Genomic DNA, 19,816 nt, shown 5'->3' with positions numbered 1-19,816 from the left:
ATGACAACCCCGGACCCTTTCGCTGCTTTCGAATCCGAACGTACGGTCATCAAGCCGAAGCCGCGCGCTGCTGGCGGCGCATCGCCGGCAAGCGGCAACGCCCCGTATGCAGCATCGGCAGAAGCGTTGCCAGCCGATGTCGGCGAGCTTGGCCTGCTCAATCCACTGGTGTCGGCCGCCGGCAAGTTGCTGGTGCTGATAGGCAAACTTCGCAACCTCGTGCAGCCGCCCAACGTGCCGGCGTTGCGCGCGTCCACAGCCGATGCGGTTAACCAGTTCGACGCTGCCGCGCGTCGCTCGGGCGCCTCGAACGAGTCGGTGCTGGCGGCTCGCTACATCCTTTGTACTGCGCTCGACGAAGCCGTCGCCAACACGCCGTGGGGCGTGCAGGCGGGCTGGAGCAAGCAGAGTCTGCTGGTCCAGTTCCACAACGAATCGTGGGGCGGTGAAAAGGTTTTTCAGCTGCTCGCAAAGCTGGCGCAAGACGTGCCGACGCACCGCAATTTGCTGGAGCTGATGTACAGCGTGCTGGCGCTCGGATTCGAAGGCCGCTACCGCGTGATCGACAACGGTCGCGCGCAACTCGACACCGTGCGGCAGCGCCTCGCCGATCTCATCGCCAAAGACCGGCCACCGCTGGAAGCCGAACTCTCGCCGCACTGGCGCGGCCAGGCAGCCGGCACCGCACGGCTGCGTGAATCGCTGCCGTTGTGGGTCTTCTCGGTCGGCTTCCTGTTGCTGCTCGCACTCGCCTGGTTCGGCCTGCGGCTCACCCTCAACAACCGCTCCGACACGACCTATGCAGCGATCTCCGGCCTGCGCGTGCCCAACGTGCAGATCGCGCCGCCGGCCATCATGGCGAAGTCGCCGCGGCTCGCGAAATTCCTGGAGCCTGAAGTCAAGCAAGGGCTCGTCACCGTCACCGACGAAGCCGATCGCAGCACAGTGCGCCTGCGCGGCGACAGCTTCTTCGGCTCCGGCAGTGCCGAGCCGATGCCGCAATCGCTGCCGGTGCTCAAGCGCATCGGCCAGGCGCTGGCCGAGGTCAAGGGCGAGGTGCTCATCACCGGCCATTCCGACAACCAGCCGATCCGCTCGATGCGCTATCCATCGAACTGGCATCTGTCGGCTGCGCGTGCCGATGCGGTCAAGGCCTCGCTGGTCGGTTTGGTAGAACCCGGTCGCATGCGGTCCGATGGAAAAGCCGATGCCGAGCCGGTCGCGCTCAACGACTCACCGGCCAATCGCGCGCGCAATCGCCGCGTCGACATCGTGCTGTTGTCCGAGCCGGAGCGCACAGCGGCCACGCTGAACGCAACGCCGGAGGTCAAGCGATGAAAAAGCTCCTCGGCTGGCTCTTCAGCCCGCTGCTCTTCATGCTGCTGGCGCTGCTGGTCGTCTCGCTGTTGATCTGGTGGGTCGGCCCGCTCATCAAGATCGGTTCGCTGGCGCCGCTTGAATCCGAAACCTCGCGCTGGGTGCTGATCGGCGTCATCGTGCTCATCGCGGTACTGCGCGCGACCTGGAAGCGCTGGCGCACGCGCAAGGCCAGCCAGAACCTCACGGAAGGTCTGATGCGCGCGCCGGCCGCCAAGACGGGCCCAGTGGATGAAGGCGAGCAGAAGGTGCTCGACACGCGCTTCACCGAAGCGGTCGCGACGCTCAAGCAGATGCGCCTGCATGCGGCCGGCCGCAAGCCCGGCTGGCGCGACTGGTTGTCGCTGTCGGGCGGCAGCTATCTGTACGACTTGCCGTGGTACGTCTTCATCGGCGCACCGGGTGCGGGCAAGACAACGGCGCTGGTCAACTCGGGCCTGTCGTTTCCGCTGGCCGACAAGTTCGGCCCCGGCGCCATTCGCGGTGTCGGTGGCACGCGCAACTGCGACTGGTGGTTCACCGACGAAGCGGTGCTCATCGACACCGCCGGCCGCTACACCACCCAAGACAGCCACCAAGCCGAAGACAAGAACGCGTGGGAAGGCTTCCTCGGCTTGCTGAAGAAGGTTCGGCCACGCCGGCCGCTCAACGGCGTGTTCCTGACAGTGAGCGTCGCCGACCTCCTGAGCCAGGGCGCCGAGGCGCGCAGCTCGCTGGCCTCGTCGATCCGCGCGCGACTGCTCGAGCTCGATGCCAAGCTCACCACGCGCTTGCCCGTCTACGTGCTGGTCACCAAGAGCGACTTGCTCTACGGCTTCACCGAATACTTCGCCGATCTCGGCAAGGAACAACGCGCGCAAGTCTTCGGCTTCACGCTGCCGGCCGCAGAGGTGGTGCAGGTCGACGAGAAGGGCCTGTCGGCCGCGTTCGGTCGGGAGTTCGGCTTGCTCCACGACCGCATCAACGACGGCCTCGTCAACCGCATGCAGCATGAGACGGACGTGACACGGCGCGCGGCTGTCTTCGGCTTCCCGGCGCAGCTGGGTTCGGTCGGGCCGCTGCTGTCGGACCTGCTCGACCAGGTGTTCACCGGCTCGCGCTTCACGCAGCCGCCATGGGTGCGCGGCGTGTACTTCACCAGCGGCACGCAAGAGGGCAGCCCGATCGATCGCGTGATGGGCAGCCTGGCGCGCAGCTTCGGGCTGGAACGGGCGATGCTCGCTCCGCAAAAGAGCAGCGGCCGCAGCTACTTCCTGACCTCGCTGTTGCGCGACGTGGTGTTCCCCGAGCAGCGGCTCGCGGGCGCCGACGTCAAGCTGGAGCGACGTCGTCACGGACTGCGCCTTGCGGCCCTGTCGCTCATGACGCTGGTCACGCTCGGCCTGCTCGCCGCATGGGGCTACAGCACATGGCAAAACCTCGACTACCTGAAGGCGGTCGAAGCGAAAGTGGAGCCCGCCAAGCAGACGCTGGCGGCACTGCCGGCGCGCGTGCAGAACCTGGTCGAAGTGGCGCCGGTGCTGCAAGGCCTGCGCGATATCTGGAAGGCGCCCGAAAACCGGCAGGGCAACGAGCCGCTCTCGATGACGCTGGGCCTCTACCAGGGCGACAAGCTCGACTCAGCTGCGATGCTGGCGCACCAGCGCGCACTCAACGAAGCCTTCTTGCCGCAGCTCGCCAAGCGACTCGAAGACCAGCTTCGCACCGCGCAAAAGGACAACCTGGAATTCAGCTACGAGGCGCTGAAGAGTTACCTCATGCTGCACCAGCCCGAGCACTTCGATGCCGACGCGCTCAAGGCCTGGATCACGCTCGACTGGGCGCGCAACATGGACCGCGGCATCCCGGAAGACCAGCGCAAGCTTCTCGAAGACCAGCTCGACGTGCTGATCGCGCAGGGCCCGCCGCGCTCGCCGTTGAAGATGGACGAGAACCTGGTGCGCAGCGTGCGTGGCGTGCTCGCCAGCTACCCGCTGGAGCAGCGCGTGTTCAGCCGGCTCAAGCGGCAGCGTCTGGGCAAGGACGTGCCGGCCTTCAGCGTGGCGGCAGCGGCCGGCCCTTCCGGCCCGCTGGTGTTCGAGCGCATCAGCGGCAAGCCGCTGACCGATGGCGTGCCGGGCATGTTCACCTACGACGGCTATCACAAGCGGTTTCAGGCCGAGGTGACCGTGCTCACCGGCCTGCTCGCGCAGGAAGATCCGTGGGTACTGGGGCAAGACCGCACCGCGACCGATCGACTGAAAGACGCGTCGCAACTCGGTGCGATGACCGACCGCGTGCGCCGCCTTTACCTCGAGGAGTACGTGAAGGTGTGGGAGGCGATGCTCGCCGACATTCGGTTGGTGCGCGGCGCAGGGCTCGAGAAGAACATCGAGACCGCGCGCATCTTGTCGGGCGCGAGTTCACCGCTCGCCAACTTCCTGCGTGCGGTAGTCAAAGAGACGACGCTGATTCCGGCCGAAGGCGCAAAGGACGTGGTGAGCAAGGCGACCGAGACCGTTCGCAACACGCGCAAGGGCCTCGAAGACCTGTTCGGCGGCGACTCCAACAAGCCAGTCGTGACCGGCAAGCGCATAGAGAGCATCGTGGACGATCGCTTCGAGCCGCTGCGCCGCATGGTCACTGCCGGCACGCCCGGTGGGCCGGCCCCGCTCGACGATGCACTCAAGCTCTTCAACGAGGTCTACGTCTATTTGACAGCCGTCGATTCCGCGGTGAAGAGCCGCTCGTCACCGCCGCCCGGCGACGTGGCCGCCAAGCTCAAGGGCGATGCGGGCCGGCTGCCGGAGCCGGTGCGCAGCATGGTCGAGAACCTGAGCCAATCGGGCGCGACGCAAGCGCAAAGCGCGGAGCGCAGCAACCTGAGCCAGGACCTGCGGCCGGTAACCGACTTCTGCACACGCGCGATCGCCGGCCGCTATCCGCTGGTCGCCACCAGCAACCGCGATGTGCTGCCCGAAGACTTCGGACAGATGTTCGGACCCGGTGGCTTGATGGACGACTTCTTCCAAAAGAAGCTGGCCGCACTGGTCGACACCAGCACCAAGCCGTGGCGCTACAAACCGGTGGCAGAGAAGGCGGCAGTCACCACCGCATCGCTCGCGCAGTTCGAGCGCGCTGCGCGCATCAAGGACATCTTCTTTCGGGGTGGCGGCCGCGGGCCGGCATTGCGGCTGGACTTCAGGCCGGTGGAGATGGACGAGAACATCACGCAGTTCATCCTCGATGTCGATGGGCAGCTGGTGAAGTACGCGCATGGCCCGGTCGTGCCGATGGCGGTGCAATGGCCGGGACCCAAGGGCAGCAACCAGGTGCGGGTGCAGATCAGCCCGCCTTCGGCCATCGGAAATTCGGGTCTGTCGACGGACGGACCGTGGGCGCTGTTTCGCACGCTCGACAAGGCGCAGCTCGAACAGGGCGACCTGCCGGAGCGCTTCTTCATCACCTTCAACATCGAGAACCGTCGCACCCGTTTCGAGGTGACGACCAACAGCGTGCAGCATCCGATCCGCCTGCGCGAACTGCGCGAGTTCTCTTGCCCGGAGGGGCTGTGAGCGAGACGCGAACCTTCCTCGCATCGGACGAGTTGCCGGGCTGGTTCGGCAAGCTTCCGGGCATGGGCGACTTCGCGCATCGCCGCATGCCGGAGCCGATGCGGGAGCGCCTCGACCACTGGCTGCAACGCGGCCTCTTGCGGCTGCGTGATGCGCACGACGACTGGACCGAGCGCTATCTCGCAGGTCCGCTGTGGTTCTTCGCTTTGGGCAGCGGATTGGGCGGCACCAACGCGTGGCTCGGCGTGCTGATGCCATCGGTCGATGGCGTCGGTCGCTACTTTCCTTTCATCATGGCGGCCGAATGCGAGGTGCCGCTGAACGAGTTCACGCCGGCGCAGTCGGGTGCCGTGTGGCGCTGGTGGCGCACTTGCGCACAGGCGGCACTCGAGGGGCTGGCGAACGACCTCGATGCAGGACGCTTCGACAACGCCTTGCTGCGCGTCTTCGATGTCGCCGACGGCCGCGCCGTGGAAGAGGTGGCCGATGCCGACCGAGGCGCGGCGATGGCCTGGCCGGCCGACGGCCAGTCGCTGTGGCTGACCGATCCTGTCGCCGAACCAGGTCTTCGCATGACGGCCATGGGCCTGCCGACCGACGCGCGCTTCGATGCGCTCTTCGGCTTTGTCAGCGACGAATGGGTGCAGCGGGTGAAGCGAGTGGAGGCAGAGCCATGAGCAATGCCGACGCCCCGAAGAACGACGACGGCGCAACGGTCATCTCCACGGGCGGCGTGGGCAGCACGGGCATGGCCCTGGTCAGCGGCAACCCGACACGCCTGCCGACCTCCGGCTCGCAAGCCGGCGCCGAAGCCGGCGTGTTGCCGGCCGGCAGCAAGGTCGGTGAGTTCGAGATCACCGCACTGGTCGGGCAGGGCGGCTTCGGCGCGGTGTACGAAGCGTGGGATCACACGCTGGAGCGCGTCGTCGCCATCAAGGAATATCTGCCGGTGTCGCTGTCGACGCGGCAATACGACGGCACGGTGGTGGCGTTGTCCGAGCGGCACCGCGAGACCTTCGACCTCGGCATGCGCAGCTTCATCAACGAGGCGCGGCTGCTGGCGCAGTTCGATCATCCCTCGCTGCTGAAGGTCTACCGCTTCTGGCAGGAGCGCGGCACGACCTACATGGTGATGCCGTTCTATCGCGGCGACACATTGCGCCAGGCGTTGGCCGCGATCCCGGCCGGTGTCGACGAAGGTTGGTTGATGCGCATCATGGACGGCGTGACGCAGGCGCTGGCCGTGATGCATGCGGCCAATTGCTATCACCGCGACATCGCGCCCGACAACATCATCCTGCTCGAAGGCTCGGGCCGGCCGGTGGTGCTGGACTTTGGTGCGGCGCGCCGCGTGATCAGCGACAAGACGCAAGCCATCACCGTCATCCTGAAGCCGGGCTACGCACCGATCGAGCAGTACGCCGAGATGCCCGACATGTCGCAGGGCGCGTGGACCGATGTGTACGCATTGGCCGCGGTGATGCACGTCGCCATCTGCGGTCGCGCGCCGCCGCCGTCGGTCGCGCGGTTGCTGTCCGACAGCTATGTGCCGCTGATCAATAACGAGATGCTGCGCCAGCGCTACAGCGCGCGGTTGCTGTCGGCCATCGATGCCGGGCTGGGCGTGCGGCCGGAGGCGCGGCCGCAGTCGATGGGCGCGCTGCGAGAAGCGCTCGGGCTCGATGACGAGACGACGAACGTGCCGGTGCGGCGCTCGGTGCCTGCTGCGCCAGCGTCGGCGCCGGCGCCCGCACCGCGCCCGTCGAAAGCCGTTGCGGCTTCGAGCGGCGGCGCGGGCAAGGCCGTCGCTGCCATCGCGGCAGTCGCGGTGCTTGCCGTGGCCGGCGGCGGCTGGTGGTGGATGCAGGGCAGGTCGAACGGCGCCGACACGGTGGTCGGCAGCGCAGCCGGTTCAATAGACGGCAAAGCGTCCACGCCGCCAGACACGAAGGTCGCTGAAGTTTCCGCGCCCGCAACCGCAACCGCAGCCGCAGCCGCACCGCCGCCCACACCACGCACGCCGACCGAATCGATGGCCGCCATCGGCACCGGCGCCACACCAGGCTTCAACGTGACAGCGACGCCGCGCAAGGCCGAGGTCGTCATCAAAAAGGATCGGCTCTCTTTCGACGTCAAGAGCAACCGCGACGGCTACGTGTACGTCTATCTTTTGTCGAGCGGCGGAGAGATGTTCCTGCTGTTCCCCAACCTGCTCGACAAGTACAACAAGATCACTGCCGGCACATCGATCTCGCTGCCGCGCGCATCGTGGCCGATGGACGCGGGCGGCCCGGCCGGCGTCGACTTGTTCGCGGTGGTGGTGAGCGAGCGCGAGCGCGATTTCTCCGGCTCGGGGATTCAGAACGACGGCGTGTTTCCGCAGTTTCCCGTGCCGGTGCTGGCGGCCCTGGAGGCGACGCGCGGCGCCGGCCCTTCGCCGCTGGTCGGCAAGCCCGTGTGCCCGCCGGGTGCGCCATGCAACGACGTCTACGGCGTCGGGACTTTCAAAATCACAGAGAAGTAAACGTCCTGATGAACAGGCAGCCCTTTCGGGCCGGCTCGTTTCACGGCAAGGAGACCGCCCATGAACACCTCTTCGACGACTTATCCGGTTGCCATCATGGTCGCCATCGCGTTGGCAGGATGCGCCATCGGGCCCAAGACCCCCGCTTCCACGACGACCGCTGCATCGACGGCGCCAGCACCCGCACCCGTCGAAGCCGCGGCACCGGCGCGACCCGCGACCAGCGGGCCCGGTGCTGGCAACGTCGCCGGCCAGGCCCGCACCTTTTCGACCCAGCTCGCGACCTACACGGCGGTCAATTTCGATTCGGTCCCCGGCTGGCGGCGCGACGACTTCGCCGAAACCTGGCCCGCGTTCCTTGGCAGCTGCAAGGTGCTCACCGGTCGCGGCGATGCCTGGAAAGAGGTGTGCGAGCGCGCTCGCAGAGTCAGCGACAAGAGCTCGCCCGCGATTCGCGACTTCTTCGAAACGGAGTTCGCGGCGTATCAGATTCGAGACGACGACCGCAAGCCCGACGGCGTGGTCACCGGCTACTTCGAGCCCGAGATCAGCGGCAACCGGAGTTATGCGCCGCCCTTCATCTACCCGGTGTACGGCCAGCCTGAGGACATGCTGTTCGTCGATGCGCGCAAGTTGCCCGCCGGCAACGGCACGGTGCCGGTGCGCGTGCAGGGCCGCGACGTGATCGTGCAGATGGGGCTCAGCACGCGTGACATGGGCGCGCCAGGCTTGTATGCGCTCGACCTTTCCACCATCACCCGCGACACGCTGGATCGCCGCGTGCGGCTTCGCATCGATGGCAAGCGGTTGATGCCTTACTACACGCGTGAAGAAATCGAAACGCGCGGCGCGCCCAACGCCAAGGTGCTGGCCTTCGTCAACAGCGCGACGGCGCTGTACGAAATGCAGATCCAGGGCTCGGGCCGCATTCGCATGCCGAGTGGCGAGGTGGTCCGCATCGCCTATGCCGAACAGAACGGCCAGCCGTTTCGCCCGACGCTGGTCGGCGCGGCCAACAGCAAAGGCAAGAGCGCGGTGCGCACGCGCGGCGGCGCCATCGAACTCGACCCTGACGACGATGACGACGAAGACCTGAGCGCAGTCAAGACGCGCGGCTTCACGCTGGCCAAGCCGGTCGAGAGCGGTGCCGTCATGGTGCCCGGCCGCAAGGCCACGGGCGACGTGATCGGCTCCGGCATCAAGGACCCGAGCTATGTGTTCTTCAAGGAGACGATCGGCGCTGCGGGCGGCCCGGTCGGCGCCTTCGGCGTGCCGTTATCGGCGGGGCGGTCCATCGCGGTCGATCCGCGCAGCACGCCGCTCGGCTTCCCGGTGTTCGTGTCGACACGCGCACCCGGGACCGGCGCGCCGATGCAGCGCTTGACCATCGCGCAAGACACCGGCGGCGCGATTCGCGGTGCGGTGCGGGCCGACTACTTCTTCGGCAACGGCACGCAGGCCGCGGCCAATGCGCGTCGCATGAAGGAACGCGGCCAACTTTGGATCTTGTTGCCGCGTGGCCTGGCGGTGGCAGCAGCCGCGACGTCGACCCTCCGGACGCGCGGCGCCGCGGTCGGTGCGGACCTGCCGCAGTGCCTGGTGCCGGTCGAAGGGCAGTGCGTCGATGACTGACTTTTCAGTGCTTTTGCACCGACTTCCGGCTTTGTTTCTTACCCATCTGATCTACCACGGGAGTGAATGCCATGTCATTGAACGGCGATGGATACCTGGACACCGACGAGGCATTGCGCCTGCTCGACCTTGGCCTTCGCAAGGGCGTGTCGCTCGACATGGCGATGTCGATCGACAACCGCGGAACGCCGGTCGAAGGCGAGTCGCCGCGCACCTATGCGGACGGCAAGGCGCGCATGGACCTGCTCGGCTACGACGTGCACGCGGGCTTGCGCATCGCGCCGGGCGCGAGCACGGCATCGCTGTCGCTGTCGCACTTGCACGTCGTGCGGCAGTCCGATGCGGCCACCGCGTCGATCGCCAGCCTGCTGCGCAACCAGACGGTCGGCCTGACCATCACCGTGTCGATCTATCGCTCGGGCGGTGAAGACGGCTCGCAACTGGAACCGATGATCGAGTTCGTCTTTACCGGCGGCCGCGTCAACGAGGTCGCCTACCTCACCGGCGGCTCGTCGGGGCACCCATGCGAAATCATCCGCTTCGGCTACCGCGTGATGTCGATCAACTCTGCCGCGCAGCTCGCCACCGGCATTCGCGGGGCCGTGCGTACCTGCGACCTGACGGCTTCCTGAAAAGAACCGAGCAAGCGCAAAGCGAAAGCAAAGGAGTTGCCATGTCCGCCATCGAACTGTTGAAGGCATCCGACCCTGTGGGCGCACTCAAGGCGCTCAGCGACGATGTGCGGGCCAAGCCGGGCGACAGCAAGAACCGCGTGTTCCTGGTGCAGCTGTTGTGCGTGCTCGGCCAGTGGGAGCGCGCGCTCAACCAGCTGTCGGTCGCCGCCGAACTCGACGCACTGGCCGTGCCGATGAAGCAGGTCTACGGCGAAGCCATTCGCTGCGAAGGCGTGCGTGCAGAGGTGTTCGCCGGCTCCCGCACGCCGATGGTCTTCGGCCAGCCCGACGAATGGCTAACGCTGCTGATCGAGTCGCTGCTGCGGCGCGGCCGTGGCGAAGAGGCGATGGCCGAGCAACTGCGCGAGCGCGCCTTCGACGGTGCACCCGCCACGGCCGGGACGATCGACGGCTCACCCTTCGAGTGGCTGGCCGATGCCGACATGCGGCTCGGCCCGGTGCTCGAAGCCTTCGTCAACGGCAAGTACTACTGGGTGCCCTATGCGCGTCTCTCGCACATGAAGCTCGATCCACCCGAAGACCTGCGCGACTGCGTCTGGTTGCCGGCGCATCTGCAGTTCAAGAACGGTGGCGAAACACTGGCGCTGATCCCGACGCGGTACGAGGGCTCCGAGAAGAGCGACGACGGCGCCTTGCAACTGGCACGCAAGACCGAATGGCGCGAGCTGGCACCCGATGTGTGGGTCGGCTCGGGCCAGCGCGTCCTGGGCAGCGACGCCGGCGAGCACGCGTTGATGGACGTGCGAGAGATCCTGTTCAAAGAAGCCTCGAATGGCTGAGCCCGCCAGCGCGCAGGAGCGGTTGCAGCCATCGCTGCTCGACCGACTTGTCGACCATGCGCCGACGGAGAAGCGAGAGAGCGACGACAAGCGAACGCTCACCAAGCAGGCGCTTCGGCAAGCGGTGCTGCGCGACCTCGGCTGGCTCTTCAACGCGACCGGCTTTGGCCTGGCCTTCGACGACAAGCGCCATCCCAACGCAGCGCGCTCGGTCATCAACTACGGATTGCCTATGCTTTCCGGCCAGTTCACGTCGAGCGTGCAGCGTGTCAGCATGGAACAGGCTTTGAAGAACGCGATCCTGCAGTTCGAGCCGCGCATCCTGCCCCGCACTCTGGAAGTCGAACTCGTCATGGAAGGCCCGGCCCTTGATTCACACAACCGCATCGGGCTGCAGATTCGCGGCATGCTCTGGGCACAACCCGTGCCGTTGGAGTTCCTGATGCGAAGTCGCATCGATCTCGAAGAGGGTCGCATCGAGATCGAAGACATGGCGCACCCGGCACGGTAGTCGGCATGGACCCCCGCCTGCTGAACCTGTACGAGCAGGAGCTTCGGTATTTTCGCGAAAGCTCCGGCGAGTTCGCGCGGGCTTTTCCCAAGATCGCGCACCGCCTCGGCGTCGAAGGACAGGAGGTCGCCGACCCGTACGTCGAGCGATTGATAGAGGCCACCGCCTTCTTGTCGGCGCGCGTCGGACTCAAGCTCGATGCGGAGTTTCCGCGCTTCACCGGGCACCTGCTTGACATCGTGTATCCACACTTCATGGCGCCGACGCCGTCCATGACGGTGGTGTGCTGCACTCCCGAACTCGACGATGCGAACCTTGCCACCGGGCCCACGCTGCCGCGCAACAGCGGCCTGCGTTCGCGCCATGCCGTGGGGCAGAACACGCACTGCGAATTTCGCACCGCACGTGCCTTGCGCGTGTGGCCGATCGAGGTGATCCGGGCGCAGTACTTCACCTATGCACCCGACCTGCCGATCAACCAGCATCCGCAGGCGCGCGAGATCCGGGGTGGCTTGCGCCTGTCGTTGCGCACGACGGCCGGCCTCACCCTCGACAAGCTCCAGCTCGATGAGCTGGTGATCCACTTCGGTGGCGCCGACGACGTGGCGTGGCAATTGCACGAATGCTTTCTCGGCAAGCCGATCGGTGTCATGGTGCAGCCGATGGGTGCAGGCGGTACGGTCACTGCGAACGCTGTACGGACGCTACCGGCAACTGCGGTGCAACCGGTAGGTTTCGACGACGACGAAGCGCTGCTGCCGATAACGGCCACCGGCTTTTCCGGCTTCAGGCTGGTGCAGGAGTACTTCGCGTTTCCGCAGCGCTTTCAGTTCGCGCGCATCGTCGGCTTGCAGGCGTTGCTGCGCAGCATGCCGGGCACCGAGGTCGAGCTCGTCGTGCTGTTCTCACGCGGCGACGCGGCGCTCGAAAAACTGGTGACGGCAGACAACATCCAGCTGCACTGCGTGCCGGCCATCAACCTCTTTCCCAAGCGCCTCGACCGTGTCGCCATCACCGAGGGCAACAGCGAATTCCATCTGGTCCCCGACCGCACGCGGCCACAGGATTTCGAGGTGCATTCGGTCACCGAGGTGCTCGGGCTCGGCAACGTCGGTCAGGGCCAGGGAGCCCCGGGGCCCGGCCAGTCCGATAGTCCGCAAGAGCTCCTCTTCCGCCCTTTCTATGCCGCGTTCCATGGCAGCCGGCACAGCCATCCCGCGTACTACACGACGACGCGCGAGCCGCGCAGCCTGTCGGTTAAGCAGCGCACCGAGGGGCATCGCAGCAGCCACATCGGCTCCGAGGTCTACATGCAGATCGTCGACCCGCAGGAGGCGCCGTACCCGCCGGGCTTGCGCCAGTTGGCGGTCGCGGCACTCGTGACCAATCGCGATCTGCCGATGCTGCTGCCGCTCGGGCGCGACAACGATTTCGATTGCGTCGACTCGTTCCCGGTGCAGCGCGTACGCATGGTGCACGGCCCGTCGCGGCCGGTGTCGCCAGTGGTGAACAACGGCCTTGGCTGGCGTGTGGTCGACCATCTGGCGCTCAACTACCTGTCGATCGGCGGTGCCGATACGCACAAGAACGCGGCTGCCCTGCGCGAGATGCTGATGCTCTATGCGGTGCATGCCGACGAGTCGCGCCAAGTGCAGGTGCGCGGTTTGCTGTCGGTGTCGTCGAAGCCGGTGGCGCGACGCTTGCCGATGGCCGGGCCGATCGCTTTCGGCCGCGGGCTCGAAGTCACGCTCGAAGTCGACCGGAATGCTTTTCTTGGGCAGAGCGCCTTCCTTTTCGGCTCCGTGCTGGCGCAGTATCTGGCGCGCCATGTCGAGGTGAATCACTTCGTCGAAACGGTGCTCACCGTCGCCGGCAAGGGCGAGACGATGCGCTGGAGGCCGCTGTGCGGGACGCGCCCGGTGATGTGACCTCACGGGTCGGTGCGCACCTGCATTCGGTGTCGCACGAGCCGTGGGCCTACGACTACTTCGCGTTGATGCGTCGCCTGGAATCGGTCGCAAAGAGCAGTCCGCGCTGGGGTCGTGCGTTGCTGCCGAGTGCCGAGCCGGTGCGCGTCGGGCAAGAGCCGTCGCTGTCGTTCGCGCCCGCCAGCTTCAGTCGATTCGAAGCGGCGACCGATGTCTCGCCGCCGCGCCTGCGCCAGCATTTCTTTGGCTACCTCGGACCCAATGGCCCGCTGCCGGTGCACCTGAGCGACTTCATTCGCGAGCGCTTCATCAACCACGGCGATCCGACATGGGTCGCGTTCCTCGACACTTTCGCGCACCGTTTCTCGCTGCACTTCTACCGCGCGTGGGCCTCGTCGCGGCCGGCCGTGGCGCTCGATCGACCGGGCGAGGACGCGTTTCGATTGCAGTTCGGTGCACTGGTCGGTGCCGGCACCGCAGCGCGCAATCACCGCGACGAAATCCATGACGACGCGCGGCTGCACTTCGCCGGATGGCTCACGCGTCGCGTGCACAACGCGGAGTCGGTCGAGGCGGTGCTGTGCAGCTACTTCGGCGTGCCGGTTCGGCTCGAGCGATGGGTAGGCCACTGGATGGCGTTGCCGCCCGGCGAGCTCACACGGCTCGGTCGCGGTGAGGCTTCGCGCTCGATGGGCATGGGCGCGATGCTGGGGCAGCGCGCGTGGGACCGGCAGCATCGGGTGCGGCTGCATCTCGGGCCTTTGACGCTGGATCAGTACCGCCTCTTCCTGCCGATCGGCCCGGCGCGCCCCGAGCTGCAACGCTGGATGCAGCAGTTGCTCGGCGACGAACTCGAGTGGGATGCCGAGCTCGTGCTCGAGCAACAAGAGGTGCCGGCGACGCGGCTCGGCCAGGCGCGGGGCGGTAATGCGCCGCGCCTCGGTTGGGTCAGCTGGCTCGGGCAGTGCCCTCGCACCCACGACGCCGCCGATGTGCGCGTCCGGCGCGATGCGGGCGAGCTGGTTTCGCATCGTTCGGCGCGTTCTTTTGAAACCACGGCGCACGGTTCGTCTTGATCACATACGGAGAAATGCAATGAGTGAAATCAGCCGCACCGCCTTGTTCGGCAAGCTCAACTCGCTGGCCTACAAAGCCATCGAAGGCGCCACGGTGTTCTGCAAGATGCGCGGCAATCCGTACGTCGAGCTGGAGCACTGGTTCGCGCAGTTGCTGCAAGCGCAAGACTCCGACCTGCACCGCGTCATCCAGCACTACGGGCTCGACATCTCTGTCATTGCGAAAGACATGACCGCTGCGCTGGACCGGCTGCCGCGCGGTGCCACGGCCATCAGCGATTTCTCTCCGCACATCGAGAACGCGATCGAGCGCGCCTGGACCTACGCCACGCTGCAGTTCGGCGAGGCGCAGGTGCGCACCGGCTACATCCTGATCGGCATGCTGAAGACGCAGAGCCTGCGCAACCCGCTGTTCAATCTGTCGAAGCAGTTCGAACGCGTCAAGGTCGAAGACCTGGCCGACAACTTCGTCAAGATTTGCGACCCGTCGCCCGAGTCGCAGATGCGTGCGCAAGACGGCACCGGCATGGCGTCAGGGGGAGGCGTTGGGATACCGGGCGCAGACGCCGGCGCCATGGCACCGGCAGCGATGGGCAAGGGCGATGCGCTGAAGAAGTTCGCGGTCGACCTCACGGAAAAAGCGAAGAAGGGCGAGATCGACCCGGTGACGGGACGCGACGAAGAGATTCGCCAGATCGTCGACATCCTGATGCGCCGGCGCCAGAACAACCCGTTGCTCACCGGCGAGGCCGGTGTCGGCAAGACGGCGGTGGTCGAGGGCTTCGCGCAGCGCCTCGCGCGTGGCGATGTGCCGCCGCAACTCAAGGACGTGAAGCTGCTCACCCTCGACATTGGACTGCTGCAGGCCGGTGCCAGCATGAAGGGCGAGTTCGAACAGCGTCTTCGGCAAGTCATCGACGAGGTGCAAAGCTCGCCGACGCCGATCATCCTGTTCATCGACGAAATCCACACGCTGGTCGGTGCCGGTGGCGCGGCCGGCACGGGCGATGCGGCCAACCTGCTGAAGCCGGCATTGGCGCGCGGCAACCTGCGCACCATCGGCGCGACGACCTGGGCCGAGTACAAGAAGTACATCGAAAAGGACCCGGCGCTGACGCGGCGTTTTCAGGTCGTGCAGGTGCCGGAGCCGGACGAGGTCAAGGCCATTCTGATGCTGCGCGGCGTGGCCAGCGTGCTTGAGAAACACCATCGCGTGCAACTGCTCGACGAGGCGATCGAGGCCGCGGTGAAGCTGTCCCATCGCTACATTCCGGCGCGTCAGTTGCCGGACAAGGCGGTGAGCCTGCTCGACACGGCATGTGCGCGGGTTGCCGTGAGTCAACATGCGACGCCGCCGGAAGTCGAGGACTGCCTGCGCCGCATCGAGGGGCTCAAGGTCGAGCAGGAAATCATCGGGCGTGAGGAGACGATCGGGATCGATGTGACCAAGCGGGCGGCGGCGGTGGCTGGGTCGCTGGTCGAGTCGAACGAGCAGCTTGAAAAGCTCAATGCGCGCTGGCAGGAAGAAAAGGGCCTGATCGATCGCTTGCTCGAACTGCGGGCGCAACTGCGCAAGGCAGGTGAGGCGGTGGACTCCTCTTCACTCCCTCTCCCTTTGGGAGGGAGCGAAGCCGAAGGAGGGAGCAAAGACCGCGCGGCGCTGCTTGCGGAACTGCACGAACTGCAGGCCAGGATCGCAGCCGTCCAGGGCGAGTCCCCACTCATCCTTCCTTCGGTCGACGAGCAGGCCGTGGCCTCTGTCGTTGCCGACTGGACCGGCATTCCCGTCGGCCGCATGGTGAAGAACGAAGTGCAGGCGGTGCTGGAATTGGCGGACACGCTGAACAAGCGCGTCATCGGCCAGAAGCATGGCCTCGAGATGATCGCGCGCCGCATCCAGACCTCGCGTGCACGACTCGACAACCCCGGCAAGCCGATCGGCGTCTTCATGTTGTGCGGCACCTCCGGCATCGGCAAGACAGAGACCGCACTTGCTCTGGCCGAGGCGCTGTACGGCGGCGAGCAAAACATCATCACCATCAACATGAGTGAATTCCAGGAAGCGCACACCGTCTCCACGCTCAAAGGTGCGCCGCCCGGCTACGTGGGCTACGGCGAGGGCGGCATATTGACGGAAGCGGTGCGACGCCGGCCTTACTCGGTGGTGCTGCTCGACGAGGTCGAGAAGGCGCACCCGGACGTGCACGAGATCTTCTTCCAGGTCTTCGACAAGGGTTGGATGGAAGACGGCGAGGGCCGCATGATCGACTTCAAGAACACGATCATCCTGCTCACCACCAACGCTGGCAGCGAACTGGTCATGAGCATGTGCCGCGACCCGGAACTGTTGCCCGATCCGGTGGCGCTGAACGAGGCGCTCAAGGCGCCGCTGATGAAGATCTTTCCGCCCGCGCTGCTCGGCCGCATCGTGACGATTCCGTACTACCCGCTGTCGCCCGAGATGATGGCGATGATCGTGCGGCTGCAACTCGGCCGCATCCAGAAGCGCGTCGCGGCCAACCACGGCATTCCGTTCGAATACACCGAAGCGGTGGTCAAGCAGGTGGTGGCGCGCTGCAACGACGTGGAGTCGGGCGGCCGTGCCATCGACGCCATCCTGACCAACACGGTGTTGCCGACGATCTCGGTCGAGTACCTGCAGCGGCTGGCCTCGGGCGGCGAGATCAAGCGCGTCGCGCTCGATGTGAAAGACGCCGACTTCACCTACGCGTTCGACTAGACGAACACGACGGCAAGCCCACGAAAGATCTGCGACATGGCCGAAGAACTGTTCCACATCAAGAGCGATTCGCCGGTGGTCGACGACTTGATGTTCTGGACCTTGGTGGGCCATGAGGGCTTGTCGAATCCTTCGATCTACGAGCTCGTGGTGCTTTCCAGGAACGATCAGATCGACGGCAAGGACATCCTGGGCCGGGCCTTCGATGTGGTGCTCGATTTCTTCGACGCCGACGGCGGCAAGCACCAGCGTCATTGCCAGGGCCATGCCGTGCGCTTCATGCGGGCGGAACGGGCTGGTCGATATGCCTCGTACCGCATCGTGCTGCGCTCGTGGTTCTGGCTGCTGACCAAGCGCACCAACTCCCGCATCCTGCAGGAGAAGAAGGTGCTGGAGGTGATGGATGCGGTGCTCGAAGACAGCCCGATCAAGCGCTTCAAGAAGGTCGAAACCCAGAACGTGATCGGCAACCACTTGCAGCGCCGCTACAGCGTGCAGCATATGGAAACCGACTTTCACTTCATCTCGCGGCTGCTCGAAGACGAAGGCATTTACTACTGGTACGACGCACACGATGCGCCGGGCACGATGCACCTGTCGGACGCCAGCGAGATCGCTCATGAACCGTTGCCTGTGAAGCAGACGCTGCCGTACGTGAGCTTCGGCGTCAACGACTCGCGCTTCGAAGAGATCAGCCGCTGGGTCAGTGCCCGCAATTTCGAAAGCGGCAAGTACGACACGCGCGACAGCGACTTCAAGGCCATCGGCAAGCGGCTGGGCGCCAAGCGCGACACCTCGGACGATCACCAGTTGGCGGACTTCGAGGAGTTCGAGTTCCCCGGCGGCTACTTCACCACCGACGATGCCGACAACACCGCGAAGATCCGCGGTGAAGAACAGATCGCACGGCGCGACCGGCACTGGGCCATCACGACCTGGCCCGATGTAGCGGTTGGCCGTACCTTCAAGTTCACCGGCTCGCCCGATGGTTCGAGCGATGGTGAATACCTGATCGGCGGTTGTGACTTCGTGGTCACGCACTCCGGCTACGAAGGCATGAACGCCACCGACGGCAATGCGCATCGCATCGGTTCCGTGCTGCTTGCGATGGTGACCGAAGATCCGTCGAACAACGACATCGCCGGCTTGCTGAAGGAGTTGATCGACGGGCATCCGGCGTTGCGCATTCCGGAGCGCGGCACCCGGTCGTTTCTGATCACCGTGCTGCCGGCCGACATGCCCTTCAGGCCGCGCCGCATCACGCCGCGCGTGACGATGCCAGGGCCGCAGTCGGCCATCGTGGTCGGCCCCAAGGGCGATGAACTGCACGTTGACCAGCTCGGCCGCGTCAAGGTGCACTTTCACTGGGATCGCTACGACGACAGCAACGAGAAATCGACCTGCTGGGTGCGCGTGTCGCAGCCGATGGCGGGCACTTCGTGGGGCGGGTACTTCATGCCGCGCATCGGGCAGGAAGTGATCGTCGACTTCCTGAACGGCGACCCCGACCGGCCCATCGTCGTCGGCCGTGTCTACAACGACAAGCAGCCGATCCCGTACGACTCGCCGACGCGAAGCGGCTTCAAGACGCGGTCGACGCCGGGCGGCAACAGCAACAACTACAACGAGTTGATGTTCGAGGACAAGAAGGGCGAGGAGCTCGTCAACATCCATGCCGAACGCAACATGTCGACCTCGGTCGAGGCCGACGACTCGACCAGCGTGGGGCACGACCAGAGCATCACGGTCGAGAACGACCGCACGGTGCACACCATCGGTTTCGAAAAGCGCGAGGTCGACAAGGACCAGCGCAACATCGTCCACAAGGACCAGTACACCAACGTGACGCTGGCGCAGTACAACAACATCGGCAAGTACCAGGAAAACATCGTCGGCCTGACGGGGCAGTTCAACCAGGTCGGCGGCAAGGTCGACATGATCGTCGGCCAGACCTACAACCTGAACGTGACCGGCGCCATGACGCAGTTCTCGGCGTCGCTGGCGCTCACCTCGGGCGCCGTCACCGTGACTGCCGCTTCACTGGCGGTCGGCACCAAGGGCGACATGTCTTTCACATCGCAGGCCGGCCGCAAGGACATCACCAGCGGTGCGCATCTGGTCGCATCCAACGCTGGCATCAAACTGGTGGCCGCGGCCGACGTGGACCTGATGGCCTTCGGCAACATCAATGCGACCTCGATGGGGTCCAACACGACGGTGATGGGTTCCAACTCGAGTGGCTACATCGGCTCGTCGAGCGAAGCCAACATGGGCATGGCACGCAGCACCTTCATGGGTCTGCAGATGAGCAATTTCCTCGGCGCGTCGATCGGCAACGCGTTGTCGATCAGCATGGAGAACTGCGCTGGCCTGCGCATGGGCAACATCGGTGCGCTCGATTTCACGCTGGCGGCGTTCGACGTGGAGTCCGTCGGCATGAAGGTCATCAATCCCGGTGCGGGCGGCGGCGCGACCGCCGGCGCCATGGTGACGCTGTCGGCGGCCGGCGGATTGTTGGCGGGCGTGCTGGGCGTCGCCGACTCGGCCGCGACCATGAAGCAGTACGCCGACGCAGCCGCGGCACTGCGCCAGACGGCGAGCGAAATTCCCGAGCTGCCCGAACTCCAGGGCAAGCTCAACAGCCTGGCCGCCAGCGCCGACCGGCGACAACGGCAGCTCGGCACGGCTGTCGGTGCAGGCGTCGGTGCAGGCGTCGGTGCGGTGGTGGGCGGTGTGCTCGGCGGCCCACTGGGTGCCGCGGCGGGCGCCGCGGTCGGCTCGCAACTGGGCGGCAAATACGTGCCCGGCGCGGCACCGGCGGTGGGCAACGTGGCCGACAAAGCAGGCGAGGCCGTCGGCAAGGTGGCGGACAAGGCCTGGGACGCCGCGATGCCTTCCGCGCCACCCGCGACCAAGACACCGAGCCCGACCGACAACAAAGGCGGCAACGGCGGCAACGGTGGCGGATCGACTCCGGCGGGCGGCTGATGCAGGTCTGCA

12 protein-coding genes are annotated in these 19,816 nt (G+C 66.0%); all 12 read left to right on the top strand.

The genetic code is table 11. The annotated features are described in order from the left end of the window. The 12 genes from QN397_RS18770 (at window position 1) to QN397_RS18715 (ending at window position 19,804) form a co-directional block, all read left to right on the top strand. Window positions 1–1,338 (top strand): DotU family type VI secretion system protein, encoded by a 1,338-nt coding sequence (locus QN397_RS18770; protein WP_323498887.1) that lies wholly within the window; start codon window positions 1–3, stop codon window positions 1,336–1,338. Beyond that, window positions 1,335–4,931 carry a type VI secretion system membrane subunit TssM gene (tssM, locus tag QN397_RS18765; protein WP_323498886.1) on the top strand — a complete coding sequence of 1,199 codons (3,597 nt, stop codon included), beginning with the start codon at window positions 1,335–1,337 and terminating at the stop codon, window positions 4,929–4,931. The genes QN397_RS18770 and tssM overlap by 4 nt, the downstream gene beginning before the upstream one ends. After that, the gene (gene tagF, locus QN397_RS18760; protein WP_323498885.1) at window positions 4,928–5,608 is read left to right on the top strand and encodes a type VI secretion system-associated protein TagF; all 681 of its coding nucleotides are present in this window, start codon (window positions 4,928–4,930) and stop codon (window positions 5,606–5,608) included. The genes tssM and tagF overlap by 4 nt, the downstream gene beginning before the upstream one ends. Further along, on the top strand, window positions 5,605–7,455 hold the full coding sequence (locus tag QN397_RS18755; RefSeq protein ID WP_323498884.1) for a serine/threonine-protein kinase: 1,851 nt from the start codon (window positions 5,605–5,607) through the stop codon (window positions 7,453–7,455). The genes tagF and QN397_RS18755 overlap by 4 nt, the downstream gene beginning before the upstream one ends. A 60-nt stretch (window positions 7,456–7,515) precedes the next feature. After that, entirely contained in the window at window positions 7,516–9,087 is a 1,572-nt protein-coding gene (locus tag QN397_RS18750) for a murein transglycosylase A (protein WP_323498883.1), read from the top strand. A gap of 71 nt (window positions 9,088–9,158) precedes the next feature. Next, complete coding sequence (locus QN397_RS18745) at window positions 9,159–9,719, top strand: hypothetical protein (protein WP_323498881.1); 561 nt, start codon at window positions 9,159–9,161, stop codon at window positions 9,717–9,719. 41 nt (window positions 9,720–9,760) lie between these two features. After that, the gene (locus QN397_RS18740) at window positions 9,761–10,561 is read left to right on the top strand and encodes a type VI secretion system accessory protein TagJ (RefSeq protein WP_323498880.1); all 801 of its coding nucleotides are present in this window, start codon (window positions 9,761–9,763) and stop codon (window positions 10,559–10,561) included. Then, window positions 10,554–11,072 carry a type VI secretion system baseplate subunit TssE gene (gene tssE, locus QN397_RS18735; RefSeq protein WP_187053301.1) on the top strand — a complete coding sequence of 173 codons (519 nt, stop codon included), beginning with the start codon at window positions 10,554–10,556 and terminating at the stop codon, window positions 11,070–11,072. Before QN397_RS18740 ends, tssE begins: the two co-directional genes overlap by 8 nt. Before the next feature lie 5 nt (window positions 11,073–11,077). Then, complete coding sequence (gene tssF / locus QN397_RS18730; protein WP_323498879.1) at window positions 11,078–13,000, top strand: type VI secretion system baseplate subunit TssF; 1,923 nt, start codon at window positions 11,078–11,080, stop codon at window positions 12,998–13,000. Beyond that, window positions 12,997–14,076 carry a type VI secretion system baseplate subunit TssG gene (gene tssG / locus QN397_RS18725; protein ID WP_323501640.1) on the top strand — a complete coding sequence of 360 codons (1,080 nt, stop codon included), beginning with the start codon at window positions 12,997–12,999 and terminating at the stop codon, window positions 14,074–14,076. Before tssF ends, tssG begins: the two co-directional genes overlap by 4 nt. A gap of 19 nt (window positions 14,077–14,095) precedes the next feature. Beyond that, window positions 14,096–16,816, top strand: a complete 2,721-nt coding sequence (gene tssH / locus QN397_RS18720) for a type VI secretion system ATPase TssH (RefSeq protein ID WP_323498876.1) — start codon at window positions 14,096–14,098, stop codon at window positions 16,814–16,816. A gap of 36 nt (window positions 16,817–16,852) precedes the next feature. Then, window positions 16,853–19,804 (top strand): type VI secretion system Vgr family protein, encoded by a 2,952-nt coding sequence (locus QN397_RS18715; protein ID WP_323498875.1) that lies wholly within the window; start codon window positions 16,853–16,855, stop codon window positions 19,802–19,804. The last annotated feature ends 12 nt before the right edge of the window (window positions 19,805–19,816 follow it).

The organism is Variovorax sp. RTB1, from assembly GCF_035018765.1.
GTDB lineage: Bacteria > Pseudomonadota > Gammaproteobacteria > Burkholderiales > Burkholderiaceae_C > Variovorax.
The sequence above is the reverse complement of the archived record's forward strand: the minus strand, read 5'-3'. Positions and strand labels throughout refer to the sequence as shown.

Excerpts from the sequence above, each read along its gene's own strand:
- QN397_RS18770 (WP_323498887.1), top strand. The coding sequence starts at position 1 with ATGACAACCCCGGACCCTTTCGCTGCTTTCGAATCCGAACGTACGGTC.
- QN397_RS18750 (WP_323498883.1), top strand. The coding sequence starts at position 7,516 with ATGAACACCTCTTCGACGACTTATCCGGTTGCCATCATGGTCGCCATC.
- tssM (WP_323498886.1), top strand. The coding sequence starts at position 1,335 with ATGAAAAAGCTCCTCGGCTGGCTCTTCAGCCCGCTGCTCTTCATGCTG.
- QN397_RS18745 (WP_323498881.1), top strand. The coding sequence starts at position 9,159 with ATGTCATTGAACGGCGATGGATACCTGGACACCGACGAGGCATTGCGC.
- QN397_RS18755 (WP_323498884.1), top strand. The coding sequence starts at position 5,605 with ATGAGCAATGCCGACGCCCCGAAGAACGACGACGGCGCAACGGTCATC.
- tssH (WP_323498876.1), top strand. The coding sequence starts at position 14,096 with ATGAGTGAAATCAGCCGCACCGCCTTGTTCGGCAAGCTCAACTCGCTG.
- QN397_RS18715 (WP_323498875.1), top strand. The coding sequence starts at position 16,853 with ATGGCCGAAGAACTGTTCCACATCAAGAGCGATTCGCCGGTGGTCGAC.
- tssE (WP_187053301.1), top strand. The coding sequence starts at position 10,554 with ATGGCTGAGCCCGCCAGCGCGCAGGAGCGGTTGCAGCCATCGCTGCTC.
- tssF (WP_323498879.1), top strand. The coding sequence starts at position 11,078 with ATGGACCCCCGCCTGCTGAACCTGTACGAGCAGGAGCTTCGGTATTTT.
- QN397_RS18740 (WP_323498880.1), top strand. The coding sequence starts at position 9,761 with ATGTCCGCCATCGAACTGTTGAAGGCATCCGACCCTGTGGGCGCACTC.